Below are 26,365 nucleotides of genomic sequence, written 5' to 3' on the forward strand. Positions count from 1 at the left end.
CGGGGGCGCCCTGCTGGAGGCGGCCCTGTGCCTGGGCTGCCTGTGGATTCCCGCGTGCGCGGGAATGACGGGTGCTGGGTGCCCGGGACCCGCGCCAAGGGCGAAGCGTTGGGGGGCAGGTGATTCGCCGCCGGGCCGCTGTGAGGTGGCTGGATTCCCGCGTGCGCGGGAATGACGGTTTCCCTGGGGACATCGACTCGTGCAGTGGCGGAGCGTGGGGGCACCGGGCCAGCCGTCGGGCCGCCCCAAGGTTGGCCCAGCCCCCTCGGGGGGCAGCGACCCGCGTCAGCGGCGGAGCGTGGGGGTCACGATCCGGCGCCGGGCCACCCCGGGACAACCCGGGCCGCAGGCAGCCAATTCTCGCAAGACACTGTGTCGCGGCACTCCTACGATGACTTCCACACCGTCGCCAGGCCTTCGGCCCCGCGGCACCGAGCGCAATCTTCCGATTCCTATGGCACACATCGAGTCCCAACTGTCCGTCACCAGTGACACCTACCAGGCCAACCGCGAAGGCATGCAGGCGCTGCTTGAGCGTGTGCGTCTGTACGAAGCCCGCGCGCGCCAGAAATCGGCCGCCTCGCGCGAGCGGTTTGAAAAGCGCGGGCAGATGCTGCCGCGCGACCGCCTTGCGCTGTTGCTCGACCCGGGTGCGCCCTTTCTCGAAATCGCCTCGCTCGCGGGCCTGGGCATGGACCAGGCCGACCTCGACCGCAGCGTGCCCGGCGGTGGCGTGATCGCCGGCATCGGCTTCGTTTCGGGCATCCGCTGCATGGTGATGGCGTCCGACTCCGGCATCGACGCCGGCGCGCTCCAGCCCATGGGGCTGGACAAGATCCTGCGCGTGCAGGAGCTGGCGCTGGAAAACAAGCTGCCCTATGTGCAACTCGTCGAAAGCGCGGGCGCCAACCTCATGGCCTACCGGGTCGAAGACTTCATCCACGGTGGCAGTTCCTTCCGCAACCTGGCGCGCCTGTCGGCCGCGGGCTTGCCGGTGGTGACGGTGACGCACGGCTCGTCCACCGCCGGCGGCGCCTACCAGACCGGCCTGTCCGACTACATCATCCTGGTGCGGGGGCGCTCCAGGGCCTTTCTGGCCGGCCCGCCGCTGCTCAAGGCCGCCACGGGCGAAATCGCCACCGAGGAAGAACTCGGCGGCGCGGTGATGCACACCAGCATCTCGGGCCTGGGCGACTACCTCGCCGAGGACGACCGCGACGCGCTGCGCATCGCCCGCGAGGTGCTGGGCCAGATCGACTGGAACCGCGACACGCCCGCCGATGCGCCGCGCGCCTTCAAGCCGCCCCGCTACGACACCGAGGAGCTGCTGGGCATCATGCCGATGGACCACAAGCGGCCGGTGGACATGAAGGAGGTGATCGCGCGCATCGCCGACGACTCCGAGTTCCTGGAGTTCGGCGAGAACTACGGCAGCGCCACCGTCTGCGGCCACCTCAAGATCGAAGGCTGGCCGCTGGGCGTGATCACCAACAACGGCCCCATCGACCCGGCCGGCGCCACCAAGGCCACGCACTTCATCCAGGCCTGCTGCCAGTCGAAGACGCCCATCCTCTACCTCAACAACACGACCGGCTTCATGGTCGGCCGCGCCTACGAGGAGGGCGGCATCATCAAGCACGGCTCCAAGATGATCCAGGCCGTGACCAACGCCACCGTGCCGCAGATCACCATCTACTGCGGCGCCTCGTTCGGCGCTGGCAACTACGGCATGTGCGGCCGCGGCTTCCATCCGCGCTTCTGCTTCTCGTGGCCCAACGCCAAGACGGCGGTCATGGGCGGCGAGCAGGCGGCGCAGACCATGGCCATCGTCACCGAGGCGGCGATGCGCCGCAAAGGTGAGGTGGACCACGCCAAGATCGAAGCGCTCAAGCAGGGCATCGTCGAACGGTTCGACCGCCAGATGAGCGTGTTCACCACCAGCGCGCGCCTGCTCGATGACGGCGTCATCGACCCGCGCGACACCCGCGCCGTGCTGGCCAACGTGCTGGCCCTGTGCCGCGAAGCCGCCGCCCGCGAACCCCAGGCCATGCAGTTCTCCGTGGCCCGCCCCTGAATCTTTCGCCCAACCCCGCCATGCAACTCACCCCCGAACACGAACAGATCCGTGACACCATCCGCCGCTGGATTGCCGAGAAGGTCAATCCCCATGTGGACGCCTGGGAGGAGGCCGAAATCTTCCCCGCCCACCAGGTGTTCCGCCAGATGGGCGAACTGGGCCTGCTGGGCCTGAACAAGCCGGTCGAAAACGGTGGCATGGGGCTGGACTATTCCTACGCCGCCGTGCTGGCCGAAGAGCTGGCGCAGATCAACTGCGGCGGCATTCCCATGGCCATCGGCGTGCAGACCGACATGTGCACGCCGGCGCTGGCCCACCGCGGCAGTGCGGAGCTGCGGGCCGAGTTCCTGGCGCCCGCCATCTCGGGCGAATACGTCGGCTGCCTGGGCGTGTCCGAAGTGGGCAGCGGCTCCGACGTGGCGTCCATCAAGACCACCGCGCGCAAGGACGGGGACGACTACATCATCAACGGCGGCAAGATGTGGACCACCAACGGCACGCAGGCCGACTTCTGCTGCGTGCTGGCCAACACCTCCGACGGCCCGGTGCACAAGAACAAGTCGCTCATCATCGTGCCGATGAAGACCAAGGGCGTCGAGGTTGCCAAGAAGATCCGCAAGATCGGCATGGACGCCTCCGACACCGCGCAACTGTTCTTCGACGACGTGCGCGTGCCGCAGCGCTACCGCGTGGGCGAGGAGGGGCAGGGCTTCATCTACCAGATGGAGCAGTTCCAGGTCGAGCGCCTGTGGGGCGCGCTCAACACCTGCGCCTTCGCACAGCGCGCCATCGACATCACCATCGAATACACACGCGATCGCCAGGTGTTCGGCAAGCCGCTGCTGGACAACCAGGTCGTGTACTTCAAGCTGGCCGAACTGCAGGCCGAGGTGGAGGCCGTGCGCGCGCTGAACTGGCGTGGCGTGGAAATGATCGTGCGCGGCGAAGACGCCACCCACGTGGCCACCATGGCCAAGTTCAAGGTGGGCCGCCTGGTGCGCCAGGTGACCGACAGCTGCCTGCAGTACTGGGGCGGCATGGGCTTCGTCAAAGAGAGCCTCATCTCGCGCTTCTACCGCGACTTCCGCCTCAGCTCCATCGGCGGTGGCGCCGACGAGGTGATGCTGCAGATTCTGTCCAAGAACATGGGCATCTTCCCCAAGAAAGCCGCCTGAGCGCCCTGCCCACCATGACCACTGCGACCCCTTTCCACAAGATCCTGATCGCCAACCGGGGCGAGATCGCGCTGCGCGTGATCCGCTCCGCCCGTGCCATGGGCTACCAGACCGTGGCCGTCTACTCCACCGCCGACGCCGGTTCGCGCCACGTGCTCGAGGCCGACCAGGCGGTGTGCATCGGCGAGCCGCTGCCGGCGCAGAGCTACCTGCGCATCGACGCCATCGTCGAGGCCGCGCGCCGCACCGGCGCCGACGCGGTGCACCCCGGCTACGGCTTCCTGGCCGAGAACGAAGACTTCGCGCGCGCCTGCCGCGACGCCGGCCTGGTCTTCATCGGTCCGTCGCCCGAAGCCATCATCGCCATGGGCCACAAGGCCGGTGCCAAGCAGATCATGATGGACGCGGGCGTGCCCTGCATCCCCGGTTACCAGGGCGAGGACCAGAGCGAGGCGCGCCTGGCGGCCGAGGCCGAACGCATCGGCTTTCCGGTGATGATCAAGGCCACCGCCGGCGGTGGCGGGCGCGGCATGCGCCTGGTCGAAAGCGCCAAGGCGTTTCCCGAGCTGCTGCGCAGCGCGCAGTCCGAAGCGCTGAACGCCTTCGGCGACGCCGAGGTGATCCTGGAGCGCGCCATCATCGAGCCGCGCCACATCGAGATCCAGATCTTCGCCGACCGCCACGGCAACGCCATCCACCTGGGCGAGCGCGACTGTTCGGTGCAGCGTCGCCACCAGAAGGTGGTGGAAGAGGCGCCGTCGCCCGCTGTGGATGCGGCCCTGCGCGAACGCATGGGCGCCACCGCGGTGGCCGCGGTCAAGGCCATCCGCTACGAAGGCGCGGGCACGCTGGAGTTCCTGCTCGACCAGCAGGGCCAGTTCTATTTCATGGAGATGAACACCCGGCTGCAGGTGGAGCACCCGGTCACCGAAGCCATCACCGGCCTCGACCTGGTGGAACTGCAACTGCGGGTCGCCGCGGGCGAGGCCTTGCCGCTGCGCCAGGAAGACGTGCGCTTCCAGGGCCACGCCATCGAGGTGCGCCTGTGCGCCGAAGACGTGGACCGCGGCTTCATGCCCCAGAGCGGCACGCTGCGCCTGTGGCAGCCCGCGCAGACCCTGCGCGTGGAGCAGGCGCTGCGCAGCGGCGCCGAGATTCCGCCGTTCTACGACTCCATGATCGCCAAGGTGATCGCCCACGGCGCCACGCGCGACGAAGCGCGCCGCCGCCTGCTGCAGGGCCTGCACCAGACCGTGGCGCTGGGCGTGACCACCAACCAGGTGTTCCTGGGCGCCTGCCTGCGCCACCCGGTGTTCGCCGAAGGCGGCGCCACCACGGCCTTCATCGCCCGCCACCAGGATGCCCTGCTGCAGCCCGACGCCGCCGTGCGCGAGCGGGCGCTGGTGCTGGCGGCCGCACTGCTGTTCGAAACCGCGGGCGGCGCGCCGGCGCGGCCCCTGCTGCGCCGCCTCGCCCACCGCCTGCCCGTGGGCCTGCTGCTGGAAGTCAACGGCGCGCGCCACAGCGTGCACGTGGCGCAGACCGGTCCCGAGCACTTCCTGGTCACGATCGGGGAAACCGAGCACGGCGTGGCGCTGGTGGCCACCGACACCCAGGGCGACGCCGGTCGGGTGCGCGTGGTGCTCGACGGGGTCATGGAAAGCGCCGATTTCGTGCGCGACGGTGCCCAGCTCTGGCTGCATTACGCTGGCCAGCCCGTGACCGTGACCGACCTGACCCGCAGCGCCGCACAGCGCGCCAGCGACAGCGGTGGCGACGGCAAGGTGCGGGCCTCCATGAACGGCCGCGTGGTCGCGGTGCTGGTGGCCGAAGGCGACCAGGTCGAGGCCGGTCAACCCGTGGTCACGCTCGAAGCCATGAAGATGGAGCACGTGCACCTGGCCCCGGTGGCCGGCCGCGTGCTCGGCCTGAGCGTGGGCGTGGGTGAACAGGTCACGGCACGCCGCGTGCTCGCTGAGATCGAGGCGCCGGTGGCGGCCTGAAGACCCGGACCCAAGGAGACAAGACCATGAGTGAAGCGCCCGAAGTCCTGCTGGAAAAACGCGGCCAGGCTTTCTGGATCACCATCAACCGGCCCGAGAAGCGCAATGCCCTGCACGCGGGCGTGATCGCGCTCATGCGCGAAGGCCTGCGCCAGGCGCACGCCGATCCCGAGGTGCGCGCCATCGTGCTCACAGGCAGTGGCGACAAGGCCTTCTGCGCCGGTGGCGACCTGCAGCCGGGCAAGGGCTTCGCGTTCGACTTCTCCAAGCCCAGCGTCGACTACGCCGACCTGCTGCGCGAGGCACAGAACGCCACGCTGCCCCTCATCGCCCGCGTCAACGGCACCTGCATGGCCGGCGGCATGGGCCTGCTGTGCATGGTGGACCTGGCCGTGGCGGCCGACCACGCGCTGTTCGGCCTGCCCGAGGTCAAGGTCGGTGTGTTCCCGATGCAGGTGCTCAGCCTGCTGCAGGACCTGGTGCCGCGCCGCACCGTGCGCGAATGGGCGCTGACCGGCGAGCCCCTGAGCGCGGCCGATGCGCTCGACGCCGGCCTGCTCAACCACGTGGTGCCGGCCGCCGACCTGGACGCCAAGGTCGACTGGCTGCTGGGCCGGCTGGTGGACAAGTCGCCCACCGCCATCCGGCGCGGCAAGTACGCCATGCGCGCCATCGAGGCGATGTCGTTCGACCAGGCCATCGCCTACACCGAGAGCCAGATCGCGCTGCTGGCCATGACCGAAGACGCCCGGGAAGGCCTGGCTGCCTTCAACGAGCGGCGCAAACCCGTGTGGACCGGCCGATGAACGCTGGCGCGCCTGCGGTGTCCCTGCCGGACTGGCCCGGTTCCCGCGCCGGTTTGACCACGCCCGTGCTCGGCCTGGCGACCTGGCTGCGCCGCGTGGCCGAACGCCACCCGCACCGGCCGGCGATCACCTGCGACGAGCGCACCTGGACCTATGCCGAGCTGCAGCAGCGCGTGGAGGCCATGGCCGCCGTGCTCGCGGCGCAGGGCCTGCAAGCGGGTGACCGCGTCGGTTACCTGGGGTTCAATCACCCGCTGTTCCTGGTCGCGCTGCACGCGTGCGCGCGCCTCAACGCCATCTTCGTGCCGCTGAACTTCCGCCTCTCCGGGCCGGAGATCGCCTTCATCGCCGAAGACGCGGGCCTGCGCGTGCTGCTGGCCGATGCGGCGCACCGGCCGGTGGTCGATGGCATCCGCGACGGGCTGCGCTGCCCGTGTTACCTCGCGCTCGATGGCGAAGCCCCTGGCTGGGCAACGCTGCCGGCGCTGGACCGCCCGGCCGCCGCGGTGCCGGCCGAGCAACCCACCGCGCCCGACGACGTGGCGCTGATCATGTACACCTCGGGCACCACCGGTCACCCCAAGGGCGCCATGCTCACGCACGGCAACTTCTGGACCAACAACCTCAACGGCATCCTGAGCAACGGCCTGCGCTGCGAGGACGTGGTGCTCAACTTCGCGCCGCTGTTCCACGTCGGTGGCCTGTGTTCGGTCTCGATGCCGGCCATGCAGGCCGGCGCCCACCTGGTGCTGCACCGGGCCTGGGACGCCGAGGCCGTGATGCACGACATCGCCCGCCACCGGGTGAGCGTCACCTTTGCGGTGCCGTCGATGCTGCTGTTCATGAGCCAGCACCCCGGTTTCGGAGCCGCCGACCTGTCCAGCCTGCGCACCATCGCCGTGGGCGGTGCGCCCATGCCGCTGCCGCTGCTGCAGCGCTACGCCGAGCGTGGCATTCCGGTCAACCAGGGTTTCGGCATGACCGAAACCACCGCCACCGTCAGCCTGCTCATCCCCGAGCGAAGCATCGACAAGCTCGGTTCCTGCGGCACGCCGGCGCTGCTGACCGAGGTCTGCCTCAAGGACTATGAGGGCCGCCTGATCACCGAACCCCACCAGCGCGGCGAGCTGTGCATCCGCGGGGGCAACGTGATGCGGGGCTACTGGAATCGCCCCGACGCCACGGCAGCGGCCTTCGACGACGAGGGCTGGTTCCACAGCGGCGACGTGGCCTACGTCGACGAAGACGGCTTCTATTTCATCTGCGACCGCCTCAAGGACATGGTCATCAGCGGTGGCGAAAACGTCTACCCGGCCGAGGTCGAGAGCGTGCTCTACCGCCATCCCGCCGTGGCCGAGGTGGCCGTGATCGGCGCGCCCGACGAGCGCTGGGGCGAACGCGTGGTGGCCGTGGCCGCGCTGAAGCCGGGCGAGCAGCTCACGCTGGAAGCCTTGCAGGCCTTTGCGCGGCAGGAATTGGCCGGCTACAAGCTGCCGCGCGAGCTGCGTATCGTCGATGCGCTGCCGCGCAACCCCACCGGCAAGGTGCTCAAGGCGCGCCTGCGGCAACCTGCCCCCTGAGTTTCATCCCCCAGAAAAAACGGAGACAAGCGCATGAGCCCGATTCCATCCCTGCCCGCCGACGGCTTCGGCGGCGTGCCCGCGCCCTGGCCCAAGATCGCCATGGGCCAGTGGTTCACCGAACGCGCGCGGCGCGACGGTGGCCGCCAGGCCCTGACCTTCGAGGGCCGCACCTGGACCTATGCCGAGATGCTGGCCGACATCGACCGCCTGGCCGGCGCCCTGCGCGCCGGCGGCATCGAGCCGGGCACCCGCGTCGGCTACCTCGGGTTCAACCACCCGATGTTCTTCGTCGCGTTGTTCGCGTGTTCCAAGATCGGCGCCATCTTCGTGCCGCTGAACTTCCGCCTGGCCGGGCCCGAGTTCGAATACATCATCAACGACGCGGGCGTGCACACGCTGCTGGTCGACACCGACCACATCGCGGTCATCGAATCGGTGCGCGAGCGGCTGCACTGCCAGCGCTACCTGTGCGCCCACGGCCAGCCGGCCGACCCAGCGCGCTGGCCCGGTGCGGCCGAGGCGATGGCGGCGGCCACGCCCGTGAGCGAGGCGCACCAGCCGCACCAGGACGACGTGGCGGTGATCATGTACACCTCCGGCACCACCGGCCGGCCCAAGGGCGCGATGCTGACCGTGGGCAACTTCTGGTGGAACCACGTCAACGAGCTGGTGATGCTCGACATGCGTCCCGACGACGTGCTGCTGACCTTCGCGCCCGTGTTCCACATCGGCGCGCTCAACGTGCTCACGCTCACCAACTTCCTCAAGGGCGCGCACATGGTGCTGCACCGGGGCTTCGACCCCGGCCTGGCGCTGCGCGACATCGCGGCCTACCGGGTGACCACCATCTTCGCGGTGCCGGCGATGCTGCTGTTCATCAGCCAGCATCCGGACTTCGCCAGCGCCGACACGTCCACCGTGCGCACCGTGATGTGCGGTGGCGCGCCGTGTCCCGAGCCGCTGCTGCACCTGCTGGACCAGCGCGGCATCCTCGTCCAACAGGGCTACGGCCTGACCGAGACGGCTGCCATGGCGACCGCGCTGTCGAGCGAATGGGCCACGGCCAAGATCGGTTCGGTGGGGGTGTCGCCCCTGTTGACCGACGTGTGCATCATGACCGCCGATGGCCAGAAAGTGACCGAGCCGCACGCGCGCGGTGAGGTCTGCGTGCGGGGCATGAACGTCACCCGCGGCTACTGGAACCAGCCCGAAGCCACGCGCAACGCGATCGACACCGAGCACTGGTTCCGCACCGGCGACGTGGGCTACTTCGACGAGCAGGGCTTCTATTACATCTGCGACCGGGTCAAAGACATGATCATCACCGGCGGCGAAAACGTCTACCCGGCAGAGGTCGAGAGCGTGCTGTTCGGGCACCCCGCCGTGGCCGAGGTCGCCGTGATCGGTGTGCCCGATGCGCAGTGGGGCGAAGCGGTGGTGGCGGTGGTGGCACTCAAGCCGGGCAGCCAGCTCACGCTGGACGAGCTGCGCGATTTCGCCACCGAGCGCCTGGCGCGCTACAAGGTGCCCAAGCAGATGCGCCTCGTCGATGCCCTGCCGCGCAACCCGACCGGCAAGGTGCTCAAGTACAAGCTGCGGGAGACCTGAAGCACCCCCTGCGCCGCTGACGCGGCTTCCCCCTGCGTGGAGCGCCGGTGGCGCTTCGCGGGGGGCTGCCTCTAACGACCGCGCCAGACCGGCGCGCGCTTCTCGGCAAAGGCGCGCGCACCTTCGAGCGCGTCTGCCGAGTGGCCGATCGGGTCGGCCAGCGGGGCCTGGCGGGCGAACATCTCGTCGGCCGGCCAGGTGGCCGACTCGATCACGATGCGTTTGCTGGCGCGCACCGCCAGCGGGGCCTGTTCGGCAATGCGTGCGGCGAGTTGCAGCGCCTGCGCCAGGGCCTCCCCGGGCGCCGCGAGCCGGTTCACCAGGCCCTGCGACCAGGCGCGCTCGGCGGACAGCAGGTCGCCCGTGAGCGCCATTTCCATGGCCAGGAAGTAGGGCAGGCGGCGCGGCAGCCGCATCAGCCCGCCGGCCGACGCCACCAGGCCTCGGCGTACCTCGGGCAGGCCGAACTGGGCGTTGTCGGCGGCGACGATCAGGTCACAGGCCAGCGCCAGCTCGAAGCCACCGGCCACCGCATACCCTTCCACGGCGGCGATGATGGGCTTGGCCGGCGGGCGCTCGGTCAGGCCGCCGAAGCCGCGCACCGGGTCCCAGGGCAGTTCGCCCTGGGTGAAGGCCTTGAGGTCCATGCCGGCGCAGAAGTGCCCGCCGTCGCCGGTGATCACCGCCACGCGGCAGGTGTCGTCGGCCTCCAGCGCGTCGATGGCGGCGGCGATGCGCCGCGCCAGCGTGCCGGTCATGGCGTTGCGCGCCTGCGGGCGGCTGATGCGCAGCACGCGCACCGGCCCGTGCGGCTCGATCTGCAGCTCGTCGCTCATGCCACCTCGAACAGGCCGGCCGCGCCCATGCCGCCGCCCACGCACATGGTGACCACCACGTACTTCACGCCGCGGCGTTTGCCTTCGATCAGCGCGTGGCCGACCAGGCGGGCGCCGGTCATGCCATAGGGGTGGCCGATGGAGATGCCGCCGCCGTCGACGTTGTAGCGCTCCGGGTCGATGCCCAGGTGGTCGCGGCAGTACAGCGCCTGGCACGCGAAGGCTTCGTTCAGTTCCCACAGGCCGATGTCGTCGACCTTCAGGCCGTGGCGCTGCAGCAGCTTGGGGATGGCGTAGATCGGGCCGATGCCCATTTCTTCGGGGGCGCAGCCGGCCACGGCCATGCCGCGGTAGAGGCCCAGCGGGGCCAGGCCGCGCTTTTCGGCCAGGGCGCGGTCCATCACCACGCAGGCCGACGCACCGTCGGAGAGCTGGCTGGCATTGCCCGCGGTGATCACGCCGCCTTCGAGCACGGGCTTGAGCGACTGCAGGCTTTCGAGCGTGGTCTCGGGGCGGTTGCCCTCGTCGCGTGCGAGCGTGATGTCGCGGTAGCTGACCTGTTCGGTGGCCTTGTCGACCACCGCCATCTGTGTGGCGATGGGCACGATCTCGGCGTCGAGCCGGCCGGCCTGCTGGGCGGCGGCGGTGCGCTGCTGCGACTGCAGCGCATAGGCGTCCTGCGCGTCGCGGCCGATGCCGTACTTCTTCGCCACGAACTCGGCCGTCTGCAGCATCGGCATGTAGGCATGCGCGGCGCGTGCGATGACGGCCGGGTCGGCCTCGGCCGCGACCCACTTCATGTAGGCGTTCTGCACCGCCGAGATGTTCTCCTGCCCACCGGCCACGACCACGTCCATGCCGTCGGCGGTGACCTGCTTGGCGGCGGTGGCAATGGCCATCAGGCCCGACGCGCACTGGCGGTCCATGGTCTGGCCGGCCACGCTCAGCGGCAGGCCGGCGGCCAGCAGCGCGTTGCGGGCGAGGTTCATGCCGGCGGTGCCGGCGCTGAGCACGGTGCCGATCACCACGTCCTCGATCTCGCCGCCCTCGATGCCGGCGCGTTCGACCGCGTGGCGGATGGCGTGCGCCATCAGCGTGGGCGACTTGGTGTGGTTGAACGCCCCTTTGAAGGCCCGCCCGATGGGGGTGCGGGCGGTGGACACGATGACAGCTTCTCTCATGGAATGGCTCCGTAGACAGGTGAGGGATCGGGCGCCGCTGGCGGCGCAGGGGGTCAGGACCGGGACAGGCGGCCGCCTTCGGCGGCCAGGCGCCGCAGCAGCGGGCTCACGCTCCAGTAGCCGAAGGGGTTGCCGCGCACGGCGGCGTAGTGGTCCAGACGCTGCACCAGCAGCGGCAGGCCGGTTTGGTCGGCCAGGAACATCGGGCCGCCCTGGTGGACCGGGAAGCCGTAGCCGGCGGTCCAGACCACGTCGATGTCGCTGCCGCGGTAGGCGATGCCTTCTTCCAGGATGCGCGCGCCTTCGTTGACCATGCTGTAGATCAGGCGTTCGATGATCTCGGTGTCGGTGATGTCGCTGCGGCGGGCGATGCCGTGCTGCTGCGCCAGCGCCTCGCACACGGCCTGCGTCTCGGGGTTGGCCAGCGGCGTGCGGCCTTCGTAGCGGTAGTAGCCGGCGCCGGTCTTCTGGCCGAAGTGGCCCAGTTCGAACAGCTTGCGCACGACCACGCGGTAGGTCGGGTCGGGCGGCAGGCCACCGGCCTTCTCGTACTCGATCACGGTCTTGGCGCCGACGTCGATGCCGGCCATGTCGAGCATGCGGCACGGCCCCATGGCCAGGCCCAGGCTTTCGATGGCGCCGTCGATCTGTGTCGGTGTCGCGCCTTCGAGCAGCAGGAATTCGGCTTCGCGCATGTAGACCTCGGCCATGCGGTTGCCGATGAAGCCGTAGCACACGCCCGAGACGGCCGCGACCTTGCCGATGCGCTTGGCCAGCTGCATCACGGTGGCCAGGGCGTCGGGCGCGGTCTGCGCGCCGCGCACCACTTCCAGCAGGCGCATCACGTTGGCCGGGCTGAAGAAGTGCGTGCCCAGCACGTCGGCCGCGCGCCCGGAGGCGGCAGCGATCTGGTCCACGTCCAGCGTCGAGGTGTTGGTGGCGATGATGGCGCCGGGCTTGCAAATGGCGCCCAGGCGCTGGGCGATCTGCTGCTTGAGCGCCATGTTCTCGAACACGGCTTCGATGACGATGTCGCAGTCGGCAAAGTCGGTGTCGTTGAGCGAGGGCGTCAACCGGGCCAGGCGGCGGTCGCGCTCCTCGGCGGCCAGCCGGCCCTTGCTGACGGTGGCGTCGTAGTTCTTGCGGATCGTGGCCAGGCCGCGCTCCAGCGCTTCGGAACTGGCCTCGACCAGCACGGTGTCGTAGCCGGCGTTGATGAAGCACATGGCGATGCCGCCCCCCATGGTGCCCGCGCCGAGCACGCCCACCTTGCGGATGGGGCGCAGCGCAACGTCTTTGGGCAGGCCGGGGATTTTTTCGGCCGCACGCTCGGCGAAGAACAGGTGGCGCATGGCCTGCGAGGTGCCCGATCGCAGCACGCGGGCGAACCACTCGGCTTCCACCTGTTCGCCTTGCGGGAAGGGCAGGGTGGCGGCGGCGCGCACGCTCTCGACGATGGCTTCGTGGGCCGGGTACTGGGGTTGCGAACGCGCCTTGGCCAGCGCCTGGTCGAGCAGCCCGTCGGGCAGCGAGGCCGGGTCCACCGTGAGCGCGCTGGTGCGGCGCGGCGTGCCGCCCGCCAGGGCGAGGGCCTGGGCCCGGGCCAGCGCGGCCTGCAGCGGCGGGGCATCGCTGATCTCGTCGATGATGCCGGCGGCCTGCGCTTCGGCGGCACCGACCATGCGGCCGCTGAGCATCATGTCCAGCGCGCGCTGCGCGCCCGCCAGGCGCGGCAGGCGCTGCGTGCCCAGCGAGCCGGGGATCAGGCCGAGCTTGACCTCGGGCAGGCCGACGCGGGTGGTGGGCGCGGCCACGCGCCAGTGGCATGCCATGGCCAGTTCCAGGCCGCCACCCAGGGCCGTGCCGTGCAGGGCCGCCACCACGGGGCGGTGGCTGGCTTCGAGCCGGCCCAGGAACTGGTTGTACGGCGCGGCGCTGAAGGCCGGGTCTTCGAATGCCGCGATGTCGCCGCCGGCGACGAAGGTGCGGCCTTCGCAATGCAGCACCAGGGCCTGCAGTTCGGGGCGGGCTTCGAAGGCGGCGAGGCCCTCGATCAGGCCCTGCACGGTGGCGGGGGAGAGGGCGTTGACGGGCGGGTTCTGGATGACCAGTACGCCAATGGCGCCTTCGGTCTTCAGGGTCACGGGGGTGGTCGACATGGGCAATTCCGATCAGCGAAGGGACTGGGGGACTGTAGGAGGGCCGCCCGCGCCTGTCTTGCGCCGACTGGTTGGTGCCGCGTGCAGCCGCCCCCGGTAAAACCCGGCCCCGGTCCAGCCAATGGACGCAAGACGGACACGGGGGGTGTCCCCACCATTGCGGGGTGTCTGGCGCAGGCCTCTGCCGGGGGCCGGCGCTTCGAATTTTCGGGTGGTCTGGGCACCGCCACACCGCTTCAAGGACTCCTATGCGACTGATGAAAAAATGGTTGGGAACGCTGGCTGGCGCCGGCATGGCCGCAGCGTTGGCCCTCGGGGCCGCCAGCGCGCAGGCGCGCGACCTGCGCTACGCGATGGGTTTTCCCCCGGGCTCGGACTCCGACAAGGCCGGCCAGGCCTACGCGGCCGAGGTGAAGAAGCTCACCAACGGCCAGCTCAACGTGCGGGTGTTCCCGCTGTCGCTGCTGAACTTTGCCGAAACCTCGGCCGGGCTGCGCGATGGTCTCGCCGACATCGGCTACCTGCTGGCCCCGTACTTCCCGGCCGAGTACCCGCACTTCAACCTGCTGGCCGAATCGTCGATGCAGCTGCTCACCATGGACGACCGGGTGCGTGGGCGCGAAGGCATGGCTTACGTGGGCGCGCTGTCCGAATTCGTGTTCACCAAGTGCCCGGAATGCCAGGCCGAGTTCGCCAAGCAGAACCAGGTGTTCACCGGGCCGGCCGCCAGCTCGCCCTACTACCTCAACTGCAACAAGCCGGTGCGCAACGAAGCCGAACTCAAGGGCAAGCGCCTGCGCGTGGCGGGCTCGCACTGGTCGCGCTGGGCGCGTGCCATGGGCGCGCAGCCGGTGACCATGTCGTCCAACGAAGCGCTCGAAGCGCTCAAACAGGGCGTGGTGGACTGCGTGGTGGTGTCGATCCCCGAACTCACCAACCTGGGCCTGCTGGAAGCCGTGAGCGACGTCACCGTGCAGGTGCCTGGTGGCATCTTTGCCGGCACCGGCGTGACCCAGGTCAACAGCCGCGTCTGGAAGAGCCTGACCAAGGAACAGCGCCAGGCCCTGCTGCGCGCGGGCACGGTGATGCCGGCCTACATTCCCTACGTCTACCACCAGCGTGAAAAGGACGTGCTGAACCTGGTGACCCAGCGCGGTGGGCGCGTGCACCAGCCCGACCCGGCGCTGCTGCAGAAGACCCGCGATTTCGCCGCGCAGGACATGAAGACCATCGTCGAGTTCTTCGCCAAGACACACGGCGTCAAGCGGGGCGAGGAAATGCTGGCGCAGTTCCGCCCGGTGCTGGAAAAGTGGGTGGGCCTGGTGCAGGGCGTCGACAGCCGTGAAAAGCTGGCCGACCTGTACTGGACCGAGGTGTTCTCGAAGGTGGATGCCGGCGCCTACGGCCTCTGATGCCTGCCGGAGGGCCGCCGTCGCTGGCGGTCCCCTGGCCTTTTCCATTCCCTCTAAGGTGTCGCCATGCACGCCATCGGCAAATTCCTCTCCAGACTGATCGACTCGGTGACGGTCATCTCAGGCCTGGCCATCGCGCTGATGATGGTCCACATCACGCTGGACGTGGTCTCGCGCAATGTCTTCAACTACCCCCTGCCGGGCACCATCACCATCGTCTCGTATTACTACATGGCGATCGCGGCCTTCATGCCGCTGGCCTTTGCCGAGCAGAAGTCGGCCCACATCTCGGTGGAGGTGATCACCGAGCGCCTGCCCAAGGGCGTGCAGAAACACCTGGCGGGCTGGATGCTGCTGTTTTCCGCCGTGGTGTTCGCGCTGATGACGCTGCGCTCCTGGGAGGAGGCCCTGAGCAAGTACGGCATCAAGGCGTCCATCGTGCAGGGCGAAGACAGCCTGCCCGTCTGGCCCACCTATTTCTTTCTGCCGCTGGGCTGCCTGCTGATGTTCCTGGTGGTGGTCTACAAGTTCATCGTTTACCTCACCAACCGGCCCTCCGGGCTCGATGTCGAGCGTGCCCGGGCCGACAGCGACGACTGACCCTTTCCCAAGGACGTTTCCCCAATGACAGACGTACAAGTCGGCCTGGTCGGCATCGGCCTGCTGCTCACCCTCATCGCGCTGCGGGTGCCCATCGGCATCTGCATGATCACCGTGTCGTTCTCCGGCATCTGGTACCTCATGGGCTGGAACGTGGCCTGGGGCTCGCTCGGCGTGATCCCCTACCAGTTCTCCACCAACTGGGTGCTCAGTTCGGTGCCCATGTTCCTGCTGCTGGGCTTCGTGTGTTACCACGCGCGCCTGACCGAGGGGCTGTTCCGCGCGGCGCGCATGTGGCTGTCGGGCGTGCCGGGTGGCCTGGCGATCTCGGGCATCCTGGGCTGCGCGGGCTTCGCCTCGGTGTGCGGATCGTCGGTCGCCTGTTCGGCCGCCATGGGCCGCATCGCCGTGCCCGAAATGATGAAGCAGCGCTACAGCGCCGAGCTGGCCACCGGCACGGTGGCCGCCGGCGGCACCATCGGCGCGCTGATCCCGCCGTCGATCATCATGATCCTCTACGGGATCATCGCGCAGACGTCCATCACCGAGCTGTTCCTGGGCGGCGTGACCATCGGTCTGCTGACCATGTTCAGCTACATCCTGGTGATCCTGATCCGCGTCAAGCTGAACCCGGCACTCGCCCCCTCGGTCAAGGAAGCCATTCCCATGGCCGAGAAGATGCGTGCGCTCAAGGACGTGTGGCCCATCGTGCTCGTGATGCTGGGGATCTTCGGCGGCCTGTTCAGCGGCATCTTCACGCCCACCGAAGCCGGTGCCATCGGCGCGCTGCTGTCCTGCGTGGTCGCGCTGATCGCCCGCTCGCTGAGCTGGGAGCGTTTCAAGAACGCGATTCTCGAAACCCTGCTGACCACCACCGCGCTGCTCATCATCGGCATCGGCGCCAGCCTGCTGCAGCGCTTCCTGGCGCTGTCGGGGGCGGGCACCTACATCTCCGAACTGATCATCGGCCAGAACGCCGACATCGTCTGGGTGTTGCTGGGCATCGTGATGATCTACCTGCTGCTGGGCATGTTCCTCGAACCCATCGGCGCCATGCTGCTGACGCTGCCCATCGTGCTGCCCATCATCAACTCGGCCGAACTCAGCCTGGTGTGGTTCGGCGTGGTGCTGACCAAGCTGCTGGAGATCGGGATGATCACGCCGCCGGTGGGCATGAACGTCTTCGTCATCAAGGGCGTGGTCGGCAACCTCATATCGACCACCGGCATCTTCAAGGGCATCTTCTGGTTCCTGGTCGCGGACTTCGTCGTGCTGCTGCTCATGATGTGCTTCCCCGATCTGGTGCTGTTCCTGCCGAACTGGGGCAAGTGAGGCGGGTGCCGAACCGGCGGCCCCGGGCCGGGATAATCCCGGTCCCCTCACGCTCCAGGAGATTTCCGCATGCCCGACGTCCTCTTGCAGACCCAGGGGCCGGTCAGCCTCGTCACGCTGAACCGCCCGCACCGGCTCAACGCCATCGGCGGCAGCCTGCTGGCCGACCTGCACGACACCCTGCAGCGCGCCCAGCGCGATCCCGATACCCGCGTCATCGTGTTCACCGGCGCCGGCCGCGCGTTCTGTGCGGGCGACGACCTCAAGGAGTTCGATCAGCAGGCGCAGTCGCCCGAGCGCATGGCGCGCATGTGCGACGACATCCAGGTCATCACGCGCGACCTGCTGTTCGGACCCAAGCTGGTGGTCGGTGCCGTGCATGGCTACGCGGTCGGTGGTGGGCTGGAATGGGTGCTCAACTGCGACCTGGTGGTGGCGGCCGACGACCTCGTGGGCTTCTTCCCCGAAATGCAGCTGGGCCACTTCGTCACCGGGGGCGTCACCCACCTGCTGCCGCAAGCCCTGGGGCACCAGCGTGCGATGGAACTGCTTGTGCTCGGTGAGCGCCTGGACGCGCAGCGCCTGCACGCCCTGGGCCTGATCAACCGGGTCGTGCCGCGCGATCACATGCTGCCCACCGCGCTGGCCCTGGCCCACCAGGTGGCCGAACGCTCGCCGCTGGCCACCCGCCTGCTCAAGAAAGCGCTGGTGCGCGATCTGAGCGCCCTGCCCGCCGCGCTGGAAGGGGAAAGGCGGGCGGCGCTGGCCTGCTTCGCCGACCCCGAAACAGCCCGGCGCATCCATTCCCTTGGAGAACAAACCCCGTGAACACCGCATCGGCACCCCTGGTGCTCTACCACTGCCTGGACGCCCGTTCTTTCCGCCCGCTCTGGGCGCTGGAAGAACTGGGCTTGCCTTACGAACTGCGCGTGCTGCCGTTCCCGCCGCGCTACGCGGCGCGGCACTACCTGGAAGAAAACCCGCTGGGCACCATTCCGCTGTTCGTGCACGGCGCCGTGCGCATGACCGAGTCGGCCGGCATCTGCCAGTACCTGGCCGCGCTGAACGATCCCGGCGGACTCGACGTGCAACCCACCGAAGCCGCGTACGGCGCCTACCTGAACTGGCTGCACATGAGCGATGCCACGCTCACCTTCCCGCAGACGCTGGTGCTGCGCTACCGCTATTTCGAAACCCCCGAACGGCGCCAGCCCCAGGTGGCCGAGGACTACGCCAAGTGGTTCCTGGCGCGCCTGCGTGCGGTCGACGCGGCGCTGGCAAACGACCCGCAGCACCTGTGCGCGGGCCGCTTCACCGCCGCCGACATCGCCGTCAGCTACGCGCTGCAGCTGGCCTGCCAGATCGGTCTCGACAGCGAGTTCCCCGAGCGCGTGCAGCGCTACTGGGCGGGCCTGCAGACGCGCCCAGGCTTCTTGCGCGCCAAACAGTCCCAGGCCGCGGCCGCGCAGGCCCAGGGGGTGAAGGCCCCCAGCCCCCTGCAGGCCTGAGCGCGGGGCTCAGAGCCAGGGCACGGCCAAGCCGACCATGAGCGCCAGGAAAGCGGTCTCGCCCAGCAGCATGAGCACCGGGCGCCAGCCCAGCTGACCGAGCTCGGCCAGGCTGGTCTTGACCGCCACCGCCGCGATGGCGATCACCAGCAGCGTGCGCGAGAGACCGCTGGCCGCCGCCACGCCCCAGGTGGGCAGCACCCCGGCGGTGTTCAGCAGCATCAGCACCACAAAACCCAGCAGGAAGGTCGGCACCAGCGGCACCTCGGCGCGCGGCGGACCGTCCTCGTCCACCGCCACGGCCGCCGGCGCCTGACCGCGGCGCACCCAGGTCGCCACCGCCAGCACCACCGGCAGCAGTAGCATCACCCGCATCAGCTTGACGATGGTGGCGTTGTCGGCCGCCGCCGTGTCGCCCGCCTGCGTCAGCAGCATGCCCGCGGCCACCACCTGCGCCACATCGTGGATCGTGGCGCCAAAGAAGATGCCCGCCTGGTGCGTGCTGAACCCCAGCACCTGCACCAGCAGCGGGTACAGCAGCATGGCCAGGGTGGAAAGCACCGTCACCCCCACCACCGCCAGCAGCGTGAAACGCTCGTTCTCGCGCGTGGGCGGCAGCACCGAGGCCACGGCCAGCGCGGCCGAAGCGCCGCAGATGCCCACCGCGCAGCCCGAGACCAGGCCCTCGTCGCGGCGGCAGCCCAGCCAGCGGGCCAGCAGCAGACCGCAGGTGATGGTCAGCGTCACGCCGGCGGCCACCAGCAGCGCGGTGCGCCAGCCCAGGGCCAGGACCTGGCTGAAGCCGATGCGCGCGCCCAGCAGGGCCACACCGATGCGCAGCACCGTGCGGCTGCAGAAGTCGATGCCCGGGCGCAGGCGCGGATCGGGCGAGAGGAAGTGAAAGGCCAGGCCGATCAGCAGCGCGTAGAGCAGGGCGGGGCCGCCGTGGTGTTCGCTGACGAACAGGGCCGAAAGGCCGACCACGGTGCTGAGCAGCGCCCCGCCGGCCAGCCGGCGCACACGGCCGGCGGCGGCGCGCACGGCCGTGTGCAGCGCGGCCGGATCAGCCGGCACGGACACGGTCGGTCTTCACGCGCTCCCAGGCGTCTTCGACCCAGTCGCACAGCAGGCTGCGCGTTTCGCGCGGGTCGATGATGTCGAGGATGCCGAACTTCTCGGCCGTGCGGAACGGCGAGGTCATGTTCAGGTAGAACGCCTCCAGCTCGGCCCGCTTGGCGGCCGGGTCGGCCGCGGCTTCGATCTCGGCCTTGTGCGCGGCCATCACGCCGCCTTCGATGGGGATCGAGCCCCAGCGTGCCGAGGGCCAGGCCACGCGGAAATTGAGCGACTCGCCGTACTTGGGCGCGTGCAGCGCGCCGGCCATGCCGAAGCAGCGCCGCACGATGACCGAGGCCCAGGGCGAGCGGCAGGCGTGCAGCGCCTCGCCCACGCGGGTGGCGCCCAGCAGGGTGCCGCCCAGCTCCGCGTCCAGCCCGGTCTGGTTGCCCGGCTGGTCGACGAAGTTGACCACGGGCAGGCCGAACTGGCTGCACAGCCTGATGTGGCGCTCCATCTTGTAGGCGGCCTGGATGGTCATCGCGCCGCCCTGCACCTTGGGGTCGTTGGCGATCACGCCGACCGGGATGCCGTTCAGCCGCGCCAGCGCGGTGATGACCGAGCCGCCCTGCCAGCGCCCGATCTCGAAGATCGAGCCGCGGTCGAGCACCGCGTCGAGGATCTTGCGCGGGTCGTAGATTTTGCGGCGGTCGCGCGGGATCGCGTCTTTCAGCCAGTCGTCGGCGCGCTCCGGGTCGTCGGTCGGCGCCACGGCCGGCGGCAGGTGGAACACGCTGCGTGGCAGGTAGCTCAGGAAGTGCCGCACCTGGGCCAGCGCGTCGGCTTCGTCCACCGCCTCGTTGTGCACCAGCGCGCTTTTGCGGTGAACCTTGTAGCCGCCCAGGTCGTTCTTGTCGATGCTCTGGCCGTAGGCCTGCTGCACCACGTGCGGGCCGGCGGCCATCACCTGGGCCTGTTCGCGCACCATCACGCTGAAGTGCGAGGACAGCACCTTCACCGCGCCCTGGCCCACGCAGGCGCCCAGCGCCACCGCCGCCACCGGCACGGTGTCGAGCAGGGCGTTGGCCGGCCAGGTGGGGTATTCGGGGATCTTGGTGCCGCCCAGTTGCATCAGCAGCTTGACGCTGCCGCCGGCCGAATCGACCAGCCGGATCAGCGGCAGGCGCAGCTGGTGCGCCATGCGCTCGATGTAGATCCACTTGTCCGCAATCGTGGCTTCGGACGAGCCCGCGCGGATGGTGAAGTCGTCCACGTGCAGCGCGACCTTGCGGCCTTCGATGCGGCCCGTGCCGGTGATGGCGTTGGTCGGGTCCAGCCGCTCGAAAGCGCCTTCCCGCGTGTAGTGGCCCTTGCCGGCGATCTGGCCGAATTCGCGGAACGTGCCGCCGTCCAGCAACTGCGCAATACGTTCACGCGCGTTCAGGCGGCCGCTGGCCTTGAATTTGGCCAGCGCCTCGGGCCCGCCCATGGCGCGCACCTGCTCGCGGCGGGTCTGCAGCTCGGTCAGTTCGGCGGCCCATTCGCCGCCCGGTTCGTGCAGACGGCTCATCGGGCGCCGGCTCCCAGCGACGCCACCAGCTCCTGGGTGTCTTTCAGTTCGCTCTGCAGGTAGCGGTGCGAATCGACATAGCCCTTGAAGATGGGTTTGTTGCCCGACTTCTCGACCAGTTGCCGCCAGTCGGCGGACTGCGCGACCTGGCGCAGCGCGTTCTCCCAGAAGCGGATCTGCTCGGCGTCGACACCCGGGGGCAGCAGCACGCCGTTGTAGCTCACGTAGTCGGCGGCGATGCCGAGTTCGCGCCAGGTCGGCACCTCGGCCAGCGGGCCCTTGCCGCGCACCGGGTCGCAACTGGCCAGCATGCGCAGCTTGCCGCTTTGCGCCAGCGGGGTCACGGTCGGGCCGGTGGCGATCACCACGTCGACGTGGCCGCCCATCACCGCGGTGACCGACTCGCCCGAGGAGCGGAACGGCACCACCGTCAGCCGCGACACGTCCACGCCGGCCAGCTTGAGCGGCTTGGCGATGGCCAGGTGCAGGTTCAGGCCGCGCAGCGGGGCGACGGCGATCTTCAGCGACTCGGGCGACTGGCGCAGTTTGTCCACGATCTCGGTGGCGCTGCGCAGCGGCGAGTCGGCCGCGACGGCGACCAGCGTGGTTTCTTCCACCATCATGGCCACGGGCACGAATTCGCGCAGATCGGCCTTGAGCACACCCGTCACCTGGCCGGCGATGCTGCCGGTGTGGAAGGTGGAGAGGTTGTGCGCGTCGCCGCGCGCCTTCTGCATCGCCTGCAGCACCAGCAGGCCGGCGGCGCCGGGCTTGTTCAGCGGCAGCACGGTGTGGCCGCCCACGAGCTTGAGCGTTTCCAGCGCGTTCTTGATGCCCCGGGCGTACAGATCGACCGAGCCGCCGGGGGCCACGCCGATGTTGTAGGTGATGTTGCCGGTGGGGGCCCAGGGGGCGGCGTGGGCCAGTTGCGGGCGGCCGAGAAAGGCGGCGCCGGCAGCCAGCCAGCCCAGCGCCTGGCGGCGGTTGGAGAGTTGCGGATTCATGAGAGCTCCTTGGGGGAGCGCCGTGGGGGCGGCGCTCAGTGGGATGGTGTGCGCAGGGCTTGCGCAGCGATCAGGGCTTCGATGGCCTCTGTTTCTAGGGCGAGGGATTCTTTGAGCACGGCCACGCCGTCGGCGCCGAGGTCGGGGCCGGTGTGGCGGATGCCGCCGGGCGTCGCCGACAGCCGCGGCACCACCCCCATCTGGGTGGTGTGGCCGAGCGTGGGGTGCGGCACGGCCTGCAGCATCTGGCGCGCCGCGAAATGCGGGTCGGCGTAGATGTCGGCGATGGTGTAGACGCGGGAGGTGGGCACCTCGGCGTCGCGCAGCATCTGTTCGAGCACGCCGCCGTCGAGCGTGCGCGACCACGCGCCGATGATCGCGTCGATGGCCTTCATGTTCTCGGGCCGGCCGCGCGCCTGGATGGTCTCGAAGCGCGGGTCGGTCAGCAGCTCGGGCTGCTGCATCAGGCCCACCAGCCGGCGCCAGGTGGGCTGGCTGTTGGCCGCGATCAGTACCCAGCCGCCATCGGCCGTGGGGTAGGAGCTGTTGGGCGCCATCGACGGCAGGTTCGAGCCTTCGCGCATCGGCACCACGCCCAGCTTGTCGTGCGCGGGCACGATCGGCTCCATCTGCGAGAACGCCGCTTCGTAGAGCGCCACATCCACCACCTGGCCGCGGCCGGTGATCGCGCGGGCGCGGATGGCGGCCATCGCGCCGAACGCGGCGTACACCGACGACAGGTAGTCGGTGGTGGCCAGCGCCACGCGGGCCGGCGGCCGGTCGGGGTCGCCCGTCATGTGGCGCACGCCGCCCACGGCCTCACAGATGGCGCCGTAGCCCGGGCGTTCGCTGTAGGGGCCGTCCTGGCCGTAGCCGCTGATGCGCACCATCACCAGGCCGGGGTTGCGCTCGCTCAGCGCGTCGTAGCCCAGGCCCAGGCGCTCCATCACGCCGGGGCGGTTGTTTTCGACCAGGATGTCGGCGCGTGCGATGAGTTCGGCCGCCACGGCGCGGCCCTGCGGGGTCTTGAGGTCCAGCGCCACCGAGCGCTTGTTGCGCAGGATCGAGGCCGCGTAGAGCGACACGTTGTCCACGTGCTGGCCCATCTGGCGCACGGGGTCGCCTTCGGGCGGCTCGATCTTGATGACTTCGGCGCCGAAGTCGCCCAGCAGGCGGGCGCAGGCCGGGCCCGCGATGGTGGAGCAGATTTCCACCACCTTCAGCCCGCTCAGGGGGCCGTGGGGCAGTTCGGGGTGCGGGGTGGGGCGGGTCATGCCCGGTCTCCTGGGTTTGGGGTGTTCGCGAGCTGGCGCACGGCTTCTTCGGCCGACTCTTCGATGCGCTGGCGGGCCAGGAGCACCATGCGTTCGGTGTCGCCCTGTTCCAGCGCGTCGGTGGCTTCCTGCCACAGGCGCGCCGAGCGCAGACGGCGTTCGGGCGTGCGCAGGCCCAGCTTGCTGTAGCGCAGGGTCTGCAGCGACAGGCCGGTCAGCATGCGTTGCAGGCGCTGGTTGCCGCTCAGGCGCGCGCACAGGATGAGCAGGCGGTAGGTGGTTTCGGCGTAGGCGTCGCCCATCTCCGGGATCGGTGCCAGCGCCTGCAGGCGCTGGTTGCCGGCGCGCAGCATGGGCAGCAGTTCGGGGTGCCGGTTCTGGGTGAGCTTGCGCACCACCAGTTCGAACAGCCCGGCGCGGATTTCCATCAGCTCGGTCAGTTCGGCGGCGCTCAGCTCGGTGACGATGGCGCCGCGGCGCGGCAGGATGGTGACCAGGCCTTCGCGCTCCAGGATGCGCAGCGCCTCGCGGATCGGGCCCCGGCTGACGCTGAATTCGTCGGCCAGTTCCTGCTCGCCGATGCGCGCACCGGGGGCCATCTCGCTGTCGAGGATGCGGTCGCCGATGCGGCCCGCGATCTGCTCGGGCACGCTGAGCGTGGGGTCCTTCTGGTCGGCAAACAGCCGGAAGGCGACCGCGCCTTCCAGCGAAGCAAACACGTCGGCGGGCATGTCGGCCGGGTGCATGGCTCAGCCCAGCTCGACCAGGGGCTGGCCGTCTTCGACCGTGTCGTCCTTGGCGACGAGCACGGCCTTGACCGTGCCGGCGGCCGGTGCCGAGACGGGGATTTCCATCTTCATCGACTCGACCACGAGCAGCGTGTCGCCTTCCTGGACGCTCTGGCCCGGCTGCACTTCGATGGCCCAGACGGTGCCGGTGACTTCGGAAAACACTTGCATGAAGACTCCTTGGTTGATATTCAGATTGTTAACAATCTGAACTGGAGAGGCTATCAGGGTTTGCCCGGGTCGGGGACGGGCGGGGTGTTGCGCGCCGGATCGAGCCGGGTAAACCCGGATGGGAGCTGCGCCTTCAATTTGTATGATGACCAGACTAATAATCGGATGCCTGCCTTGGCGCATCCGGCAACCGTTCCGCCGCGGCGGCGGTCCGGCACGTTCCGTGCCGACAGGGACCGGCCGACCGGCTTTCACCACCACCTCAGGAGACTTTTTGTGACCCCGTTGTTGACCAAACGCCCGCTGCTGCGCGCTGCCGCCTGTGTCCTGCTGGCCCTGGCGGCGCCCTTGTCCCAGGCGCAGACGTGGCCGAACCGGCCGATCCGGCTCGTGGTGCCGTTCCCGCCGGGCGGCCTGATCGACAACATGGGCCGGCTGGTGGCCGCCCGCCTGGCCCAGGAACTGGGGCAGCCCGTGGTGGTCGACAACAAGCCCGGGGTCGGTGGCAACCTGGGCGCGGCCGATGTGGCGCGGGCACCAGCCGACGGTTACACGCTGCTGATGGCCTCGCCCGCGCTGACCATCAGCCCGGCGGTCTACAAGAAGCTGCCTTACGCGTCGGCGCAGCTCGCGCCGGTGGCGCTGCTGGGGCGTGTGCCCAATGTGCTGCTGGTCAACCCGAACTCGGGCATGACCTCGGTGCAGGACGTGGTGGCGCGGGCCAAGGCGGCGCCGGGCAAGATGAACTACGCGTCCAACGGCAACGGCACCTCGCTGCACCTGAGCGCGGAACTGTTCAAGCGCCAGACCGGCGCCTTCATCACGCACGTGCCGTACCGCGGCTCGGCAGCCGCCATCACGGCGGTGCTGTCGGGCGAGGTGGATGTGATGTTCGACAACCTGCCTTCGGCCATCGGGCAGATCCGGGCCGGCCGCCTGCGGGCGCTGGCGGTGACGACGCCGCAGCGCAGCGTGGCCCTGCCGGACGTGCCGACCCTGGCCGAAGCCGGTCTGGCCGGCTTCAATGTCAGCGCCTGGTTCGGCGTGGCCGCGTCGGCGGGCCTGCCGCCCGAGGTGCTGGCGCGCCTGGCGCCGGCCCTGGAACGCGTGGCCAAGCAGCCTGAAGTGGTCGCCGGTATGGAGCGCCAGGGCGCCGAGCCGATGTACCTGGACGCGACGGCTGCGGCCGCAGCGATGGCCAGCGACGCCGCCCAGTGGAAACAGGTGGCGGCGTTCGCCAAGATCCAGCTCGACTGAAGCGGGCCCCGGCGCAGGCGGGCGCGGGCGGCGGAGGCTTCAGGTACATTCATCCGGCGGTCCGCGCCGCGGCCGCCGAACTGCTTTCTCTCGTCCCACGCCCATGTCGTCTTCTTTTTCCGCCGTCAAACCCGGCCTCAAACTCGCCGACCAGGTGGCCAGCGCGCTGGAGGCGGAGATCCGCGGCGGGCGCCTTCAGGTGGCGGACAAGCTGCCCACGGAGACGGCGCTGGCCCAGCAGTTCCAGGTCAGCCGGACGGTGGTCCGCGAGGCGCTTTCGCGCCTGAAGTCGCGCGGGCTGGTCGATTCGCGCCAGGGCAGCGGGGTCTATGTGCAGGCGCCGGGCATCGAGCCGCTGCAGTTCGACCTGCCGCACGCCGCGTCGCGCGAAGCGGTCATGCAGATCGTGGAGGTGCGCCGGGCGCTGGAGGCGGAGGTGGCGGAAATGGCGGCCCTGCGCCGCAGCGAAGCCGATCTGCTGGCCATCCGCCAGGCCATGGCGGCGATCCAGGCGGCGGTGCAGGCCGGCCGCGACGGGGTCGAGGAAGACGTGCAGTTTCACCGCGCCATCGCGCGCGCGGCGGGCAATCCGTTCATGATCAACACGCTCGATTACCTGGCGCAGTTCCTCAAGGGGGCGACGCGGGTCACACGGGCGAACGAGGCCCGGCGCAGCGACTTTTCGCGCGCGGTCACGCAGGAGCACGAGTGCATCGTGCTGGCGATCGAAGCCGGTGACGCGGTGGCCGCGCGCAGTGCGGCGGCCGAGCACATGCGCAACGCGCTGGCGCGCATCGCGCAAGCGGACCCCGGGTTCTGGACCCAGGACGGGGCCCGCCTTGCCGAGCCCTTGCTGGCGGCGACCCCCGCAACGCCGCGGTAGTCACAGACCGCTGGGGTTTAGGGTTAACCCTTGGCGATCAGGGTGGCTAAATTTGTATGATAACCAGTCTAGCGTACAAATA

Annotated in this window: 22 protein-coding genes; 13 read left to right on the forward strand and 9 right to left on the reverse strand. The window is 69.7% G+C overall.

The window, feature by feature from the left end:
- The first annotated feature begins 454 nt into the window (after window positions 1–454).
- From L0977_RS08805 to L0977_RS08830, 6 genes are read left to right on the forward strand one after another with little or no spacing between them, the layout of a single operon-like run.
- The gene (locus L0977_RS08805; protein WP_234264484.1) at window positions 455–2,074 is read left to right on the forward strand and encodes an acyl-CoA carboxylase subunit beta; all 1,620 of its coding nucleotides are present in this window, start codon (window positions 455–457) and stop codon (window positions 2,072–2,074) included.
- 20 nt (window positions 2,075–2,094) lie between these two features.
- The gene (locus tag L0977_RS08810; RefSeq protein WP_234264485.1) at window positions 2,095–3,252 is read left to right on the forward strand and encodes an acyl-CoA dehydrogenase family protein; all 1,158 of its coding nucleotides are present in this window, start codon (window positions 2,095–2,097) and stop codon (window positions 3,250–3,252) included.
- A 14-nt stretch (window positions 3,253–3,266) separates the two neighbouring features.
- The gene (locus L0977_RS08815) at window positions 3,267–5,255 is read left to right on the forward strand and encodes an acetyl-CoA carboxylase biotin carboxylase subunit (RefSeq protein WP_234264486.1); all 1,989 of its coding nucleotides are present in this window, start codon (window positions 3,267–3,269) and stop codon (window positions 5,253–5,255) included.
- Between the two features lie 26 nt (window positions 5,256–5,281).
- On the forward strand, window positions 5,282–6,061 hold the full coding sequence (locus tag L0977_RS08820; RefSeq protein ID WP_234264487.1) for an enoyl-CoA hydratase/isomerase family protein: 780 nt from the start codon (window positions 5,282–5,284) through the stop codon (window positions 6,059–6,061).
- Window positions 6,058–7,641, forward strand: a complete 1,584-nt coding sequence (locus tag L0977_RS08825; RefSeq protein ID WP_234264488.1) for an acyl-CoA synthetase — start codon at window positions 6,058–6,060, stop codon at window positions 7,639–7,641. Before L0977_RS08820 ends, L0977_RS08825 begins: the two co-directional genes overlap by 4 nt.
- 33 nt (window positions 7,642–7,674) lie before the next feature.
- On the forward strand, window positions 7,675–9,252 hold the full coding sequence (locus tag L0977_RS08830; RefSeq protein WP_234264489.1) for an acyl-CoA synthetase: 1,578 nt from the start codon (window positions 7,675–7,677) through the stop codon (window positions 9,250–9,252).
- Between the two features lie 71 nt (window positions 9,253–9,323).
- Here the strand turns inward: L0977_RS08830 and L0977_RS08835 are convergent, their stop codons facing one another.
- Genes L0977_RS08835 through L0977_RS08845 form a run of 3 tightly spaced genes read right to left on the reverse strand, consistent with a single transcriptional unit; the run spans window position 9,324 to window position 13,428 of the window.
- Window positions 9,324–10,088, reverse strand: coding sequence for a crotonase/enoyl-CoA hydratase family protein (locus L0977_RS08835; protein WP_234264490.1), 765 nt, complete (start codon window positions 10,086–10,088; stop codon window positions 9,324–9,326).
- A complete protein-coding gene (locus L0977_RS08840) occupies window positions 10,085–11,269 on the reverse strand; it encodes an acetyl-CoA C-acyltransferase (RefSeq protein ID WP_234264491.1) in 1,185 nt (394 codons plus the stop codon). Before L0977_RS08840 ends, L0977_RS08835 begins: the two co-directional genes overlap by 4 nt.
- Window positions 11,270–11,322: 53 nt before the next feature.
- Window positions 11,323–13,428, reverse strand: a complete 2,106-nt coding sequence (locus L0977_RS08845; RefSeq protein WP_234264492.1) for a 3-hydroxyacyl-CoA dehydrogenase NAD-binding domain-containing protein — start codon at window positions 13,426–13,428, stop codon at window positions 11,323–11,325.
- A gap of 257 nt (window positions 13,429–13,685) precedes the next feature.
- Here L0977_RS08845 and L0977_RS08850 point away from each other — a divergent pair, with 257 nt between their 5' ends.
- The 5 genes from L0977_RS08850 to L0977_RS08870 all read left to right on the forward strand — a co-directional run bounded on the left by L0977_RS08850 (window position 13,686) and on the right by L0977_RS08870 (window position 18,280).
- Window positions 13,686–14,840, forward strand: coding sequence for a C4-dicarboxylate TRAP transporter substrate-binding protein (locus tag L0977_RS08850; RefSeq protein WP_234264493.1), 1,155 nt, complete (start codon window positions 13,686–13,688; stop codon window positions 14,838–14,840).
- Window positions 14,841–14,906: 66 nt separating this feature from the next.
- Window positions 14,907–15,440 (forward strand): TRAP transporter small permease, encoded by a 534-nt coding sequence (locus tag L0977_RS08855; protein ID WP_234264494.1) that lies wholly within the window; start codon window positions 14,907–14,909, stop codon window positions 15,438–15,440.
- A gap of 24 nt (window positions 15,441–15,464) precedes the next feature.
- Window positions 15,465–16,772 carry a TRAP transporter large permease gene (locus L0977_RS08860; protein ID WP_234264495.1) on the forward strand — a complete coding sequence of 436 codons (1,308 nt, stop codon included), beginning with the start codon at window positions 15,465–15,467 and terminating at the stop codon, window positions 16,770–16,772.
- A gap of 69 nt (window positions 16,773–16,841) precedes the next feature.
- Complete coding sequence (locus tag L0977_RS08865) at window positions 16,842–17,600, forward strand: enoyl-CoA hydratase/isomerase family protein (RefSeq protein WP_234264496.1); 759 nt, start codon at window positions 16,842–16,844, stop codon at window positions 17,598–17,600.
- Window positions 17,597–18,280, forward strand: coding sequence for a glutathione S-transferase family protein (locus L0977_RS08870; RefSeq protein WP_234264497.1), 684 nt, complete (start codon window positions 17,597–17,599; stop codon window positions 18,278–18,280). The genes L0977_RS08865 and L0977_RS08870 overlap by 4 nt, the downstream gene beginning before the upstream one ends.
- A gap of 9 nt (window positions 18,281–18,289) precedes the next feature.
- Here L0977_RS08870 and L0977_RS08875 read toward each other — a convergent pair whose 3' ends face one another.
- Genes L0977_RS08875 through L0977_RS08900 form a run of 6 tightly spaced genes read right to left on the reverse strand, consistent with a single transcriptional unit; the run spans window position 18,290 to window position 24,143 of the window.
- Window positions 18,290–19,360: a YeiH family protein gene (locus tag L0977_RS08875; RefSeq protein ID WP_234264498.1), complete on the reverse strand. Its 1,071-nt coding sequence runs from the start codon at window positions 19,358–19,360 to the stop codon at window positions 18,290–18,292.
- Complete coding sequence (locus tag L0977_RS08880) at window positions 19,344–20,906, reverse strand: acyl-CoA carboxylase subunit beta (protein WP_234264499.1); 1,563 nt, start codon at window positions 20,904–20,906, stop codon at window positions 19,344–19,346. Before L0977_RS08880 ends, L0977_RS08875 begins: the two co-directional genes overlap by 17 nt.
- On the reverse strand, window positions 20,903–21,910 hold the full coding sequence (locus tag L0977_RS08885; RefSeq protein WP_234264500.1) for a tripartite tricarboxylate transporter substrate binding protein: 1,008 nt from the start codon (window positions 21,908–21,910) through the stop codon (window positions 20,903–20,905). The genes L0977_RS08880 and L0977_RS08885 overlap by 4 nt, the downstream gene beginning before the upstream one ends.
- A 35-nt stretch (window positions 21,911–21,945) precedes the next feature.
- Window positions 21,946–23,184: a CaiB/BaiF CoA transferase family protein gene (locus L0977_RS08890; RefSeq protein WP_234264501.1), complete on the reverse strand. Its 1,239-nt coding sequence runs from the start codon at window positions 23,182–23,184 to the stop codon at window positions 21,946–21,948.
- Entirely contained in the window at window positions 23,181–23,930 is a 750-nt protein-coding gene (locus tag L0977_RS08895; protein ID WP_234264502.1) for a GntR family transcriptional regulator, read from the reverse strand. The genes L0977_RS08890 and L0977_RS08895 overlap by 4 nt, the downstream gene beginning before the upstream one ends.
- Before the next feature lie 3 nt (window positions 23,931–23,933).
- Window positions 23,934–24,143, reverse strand: coding sequence for an acetyl-CoA carboxylase biotin carboxyl carrier protein subunit (locus L0977_RS08900; protein ID WP_234264503.1), 210 nt, complete (start codon window positions 24,141–24,143; stop codon window positions 23,934–23,936).
- 276 nt (window positions 24,144–24,419) lie between these two features.
- Here L0977_RS08900 and L0977_RS08905 point away from each other — a divergent pair, with 276 nt between their 5' ends.
- Window positions 24,420–25,400: a tripartite tricarboxylate transporter substrate binding protein gene (locus L0977_RS08905; protein ID WP_234264504.1), complete on the forward strand. Its 981-nt coding sequence runs from the start codon at window positions 24,420–24,422 to the stop codon at window positions 25,398–25,400.
- A gap of 103 nt (window positions 25,401–25,503) precedes the next feature.
- Window positions 25,504–26,283 (forward strand): FadR/GntR family transcriptional regulator, encoded by a 780-nt coding sequence (locus tag L0977_RS08910; RefSeq protein WP_234264505.1) that lies wholly within the window; start codon window positions 25,504–25,506, stop codon window positions 26,281–26,283.
- Window positions 26,284–26,365: the final 82 nt, after the last annotated feature.

The sequence above is a fragment of the Hydrogenophaga sp. NFH-34 genome (assembly GCF_021401345.1).
GTDB classification, from domain to species: Bacteria; Pseudomonadota; Gammaproteobacteria; order Burkholderiales; family Burkholderiaceae_C; genus Hydrogenophaga; species Hydrogenophaga electricum.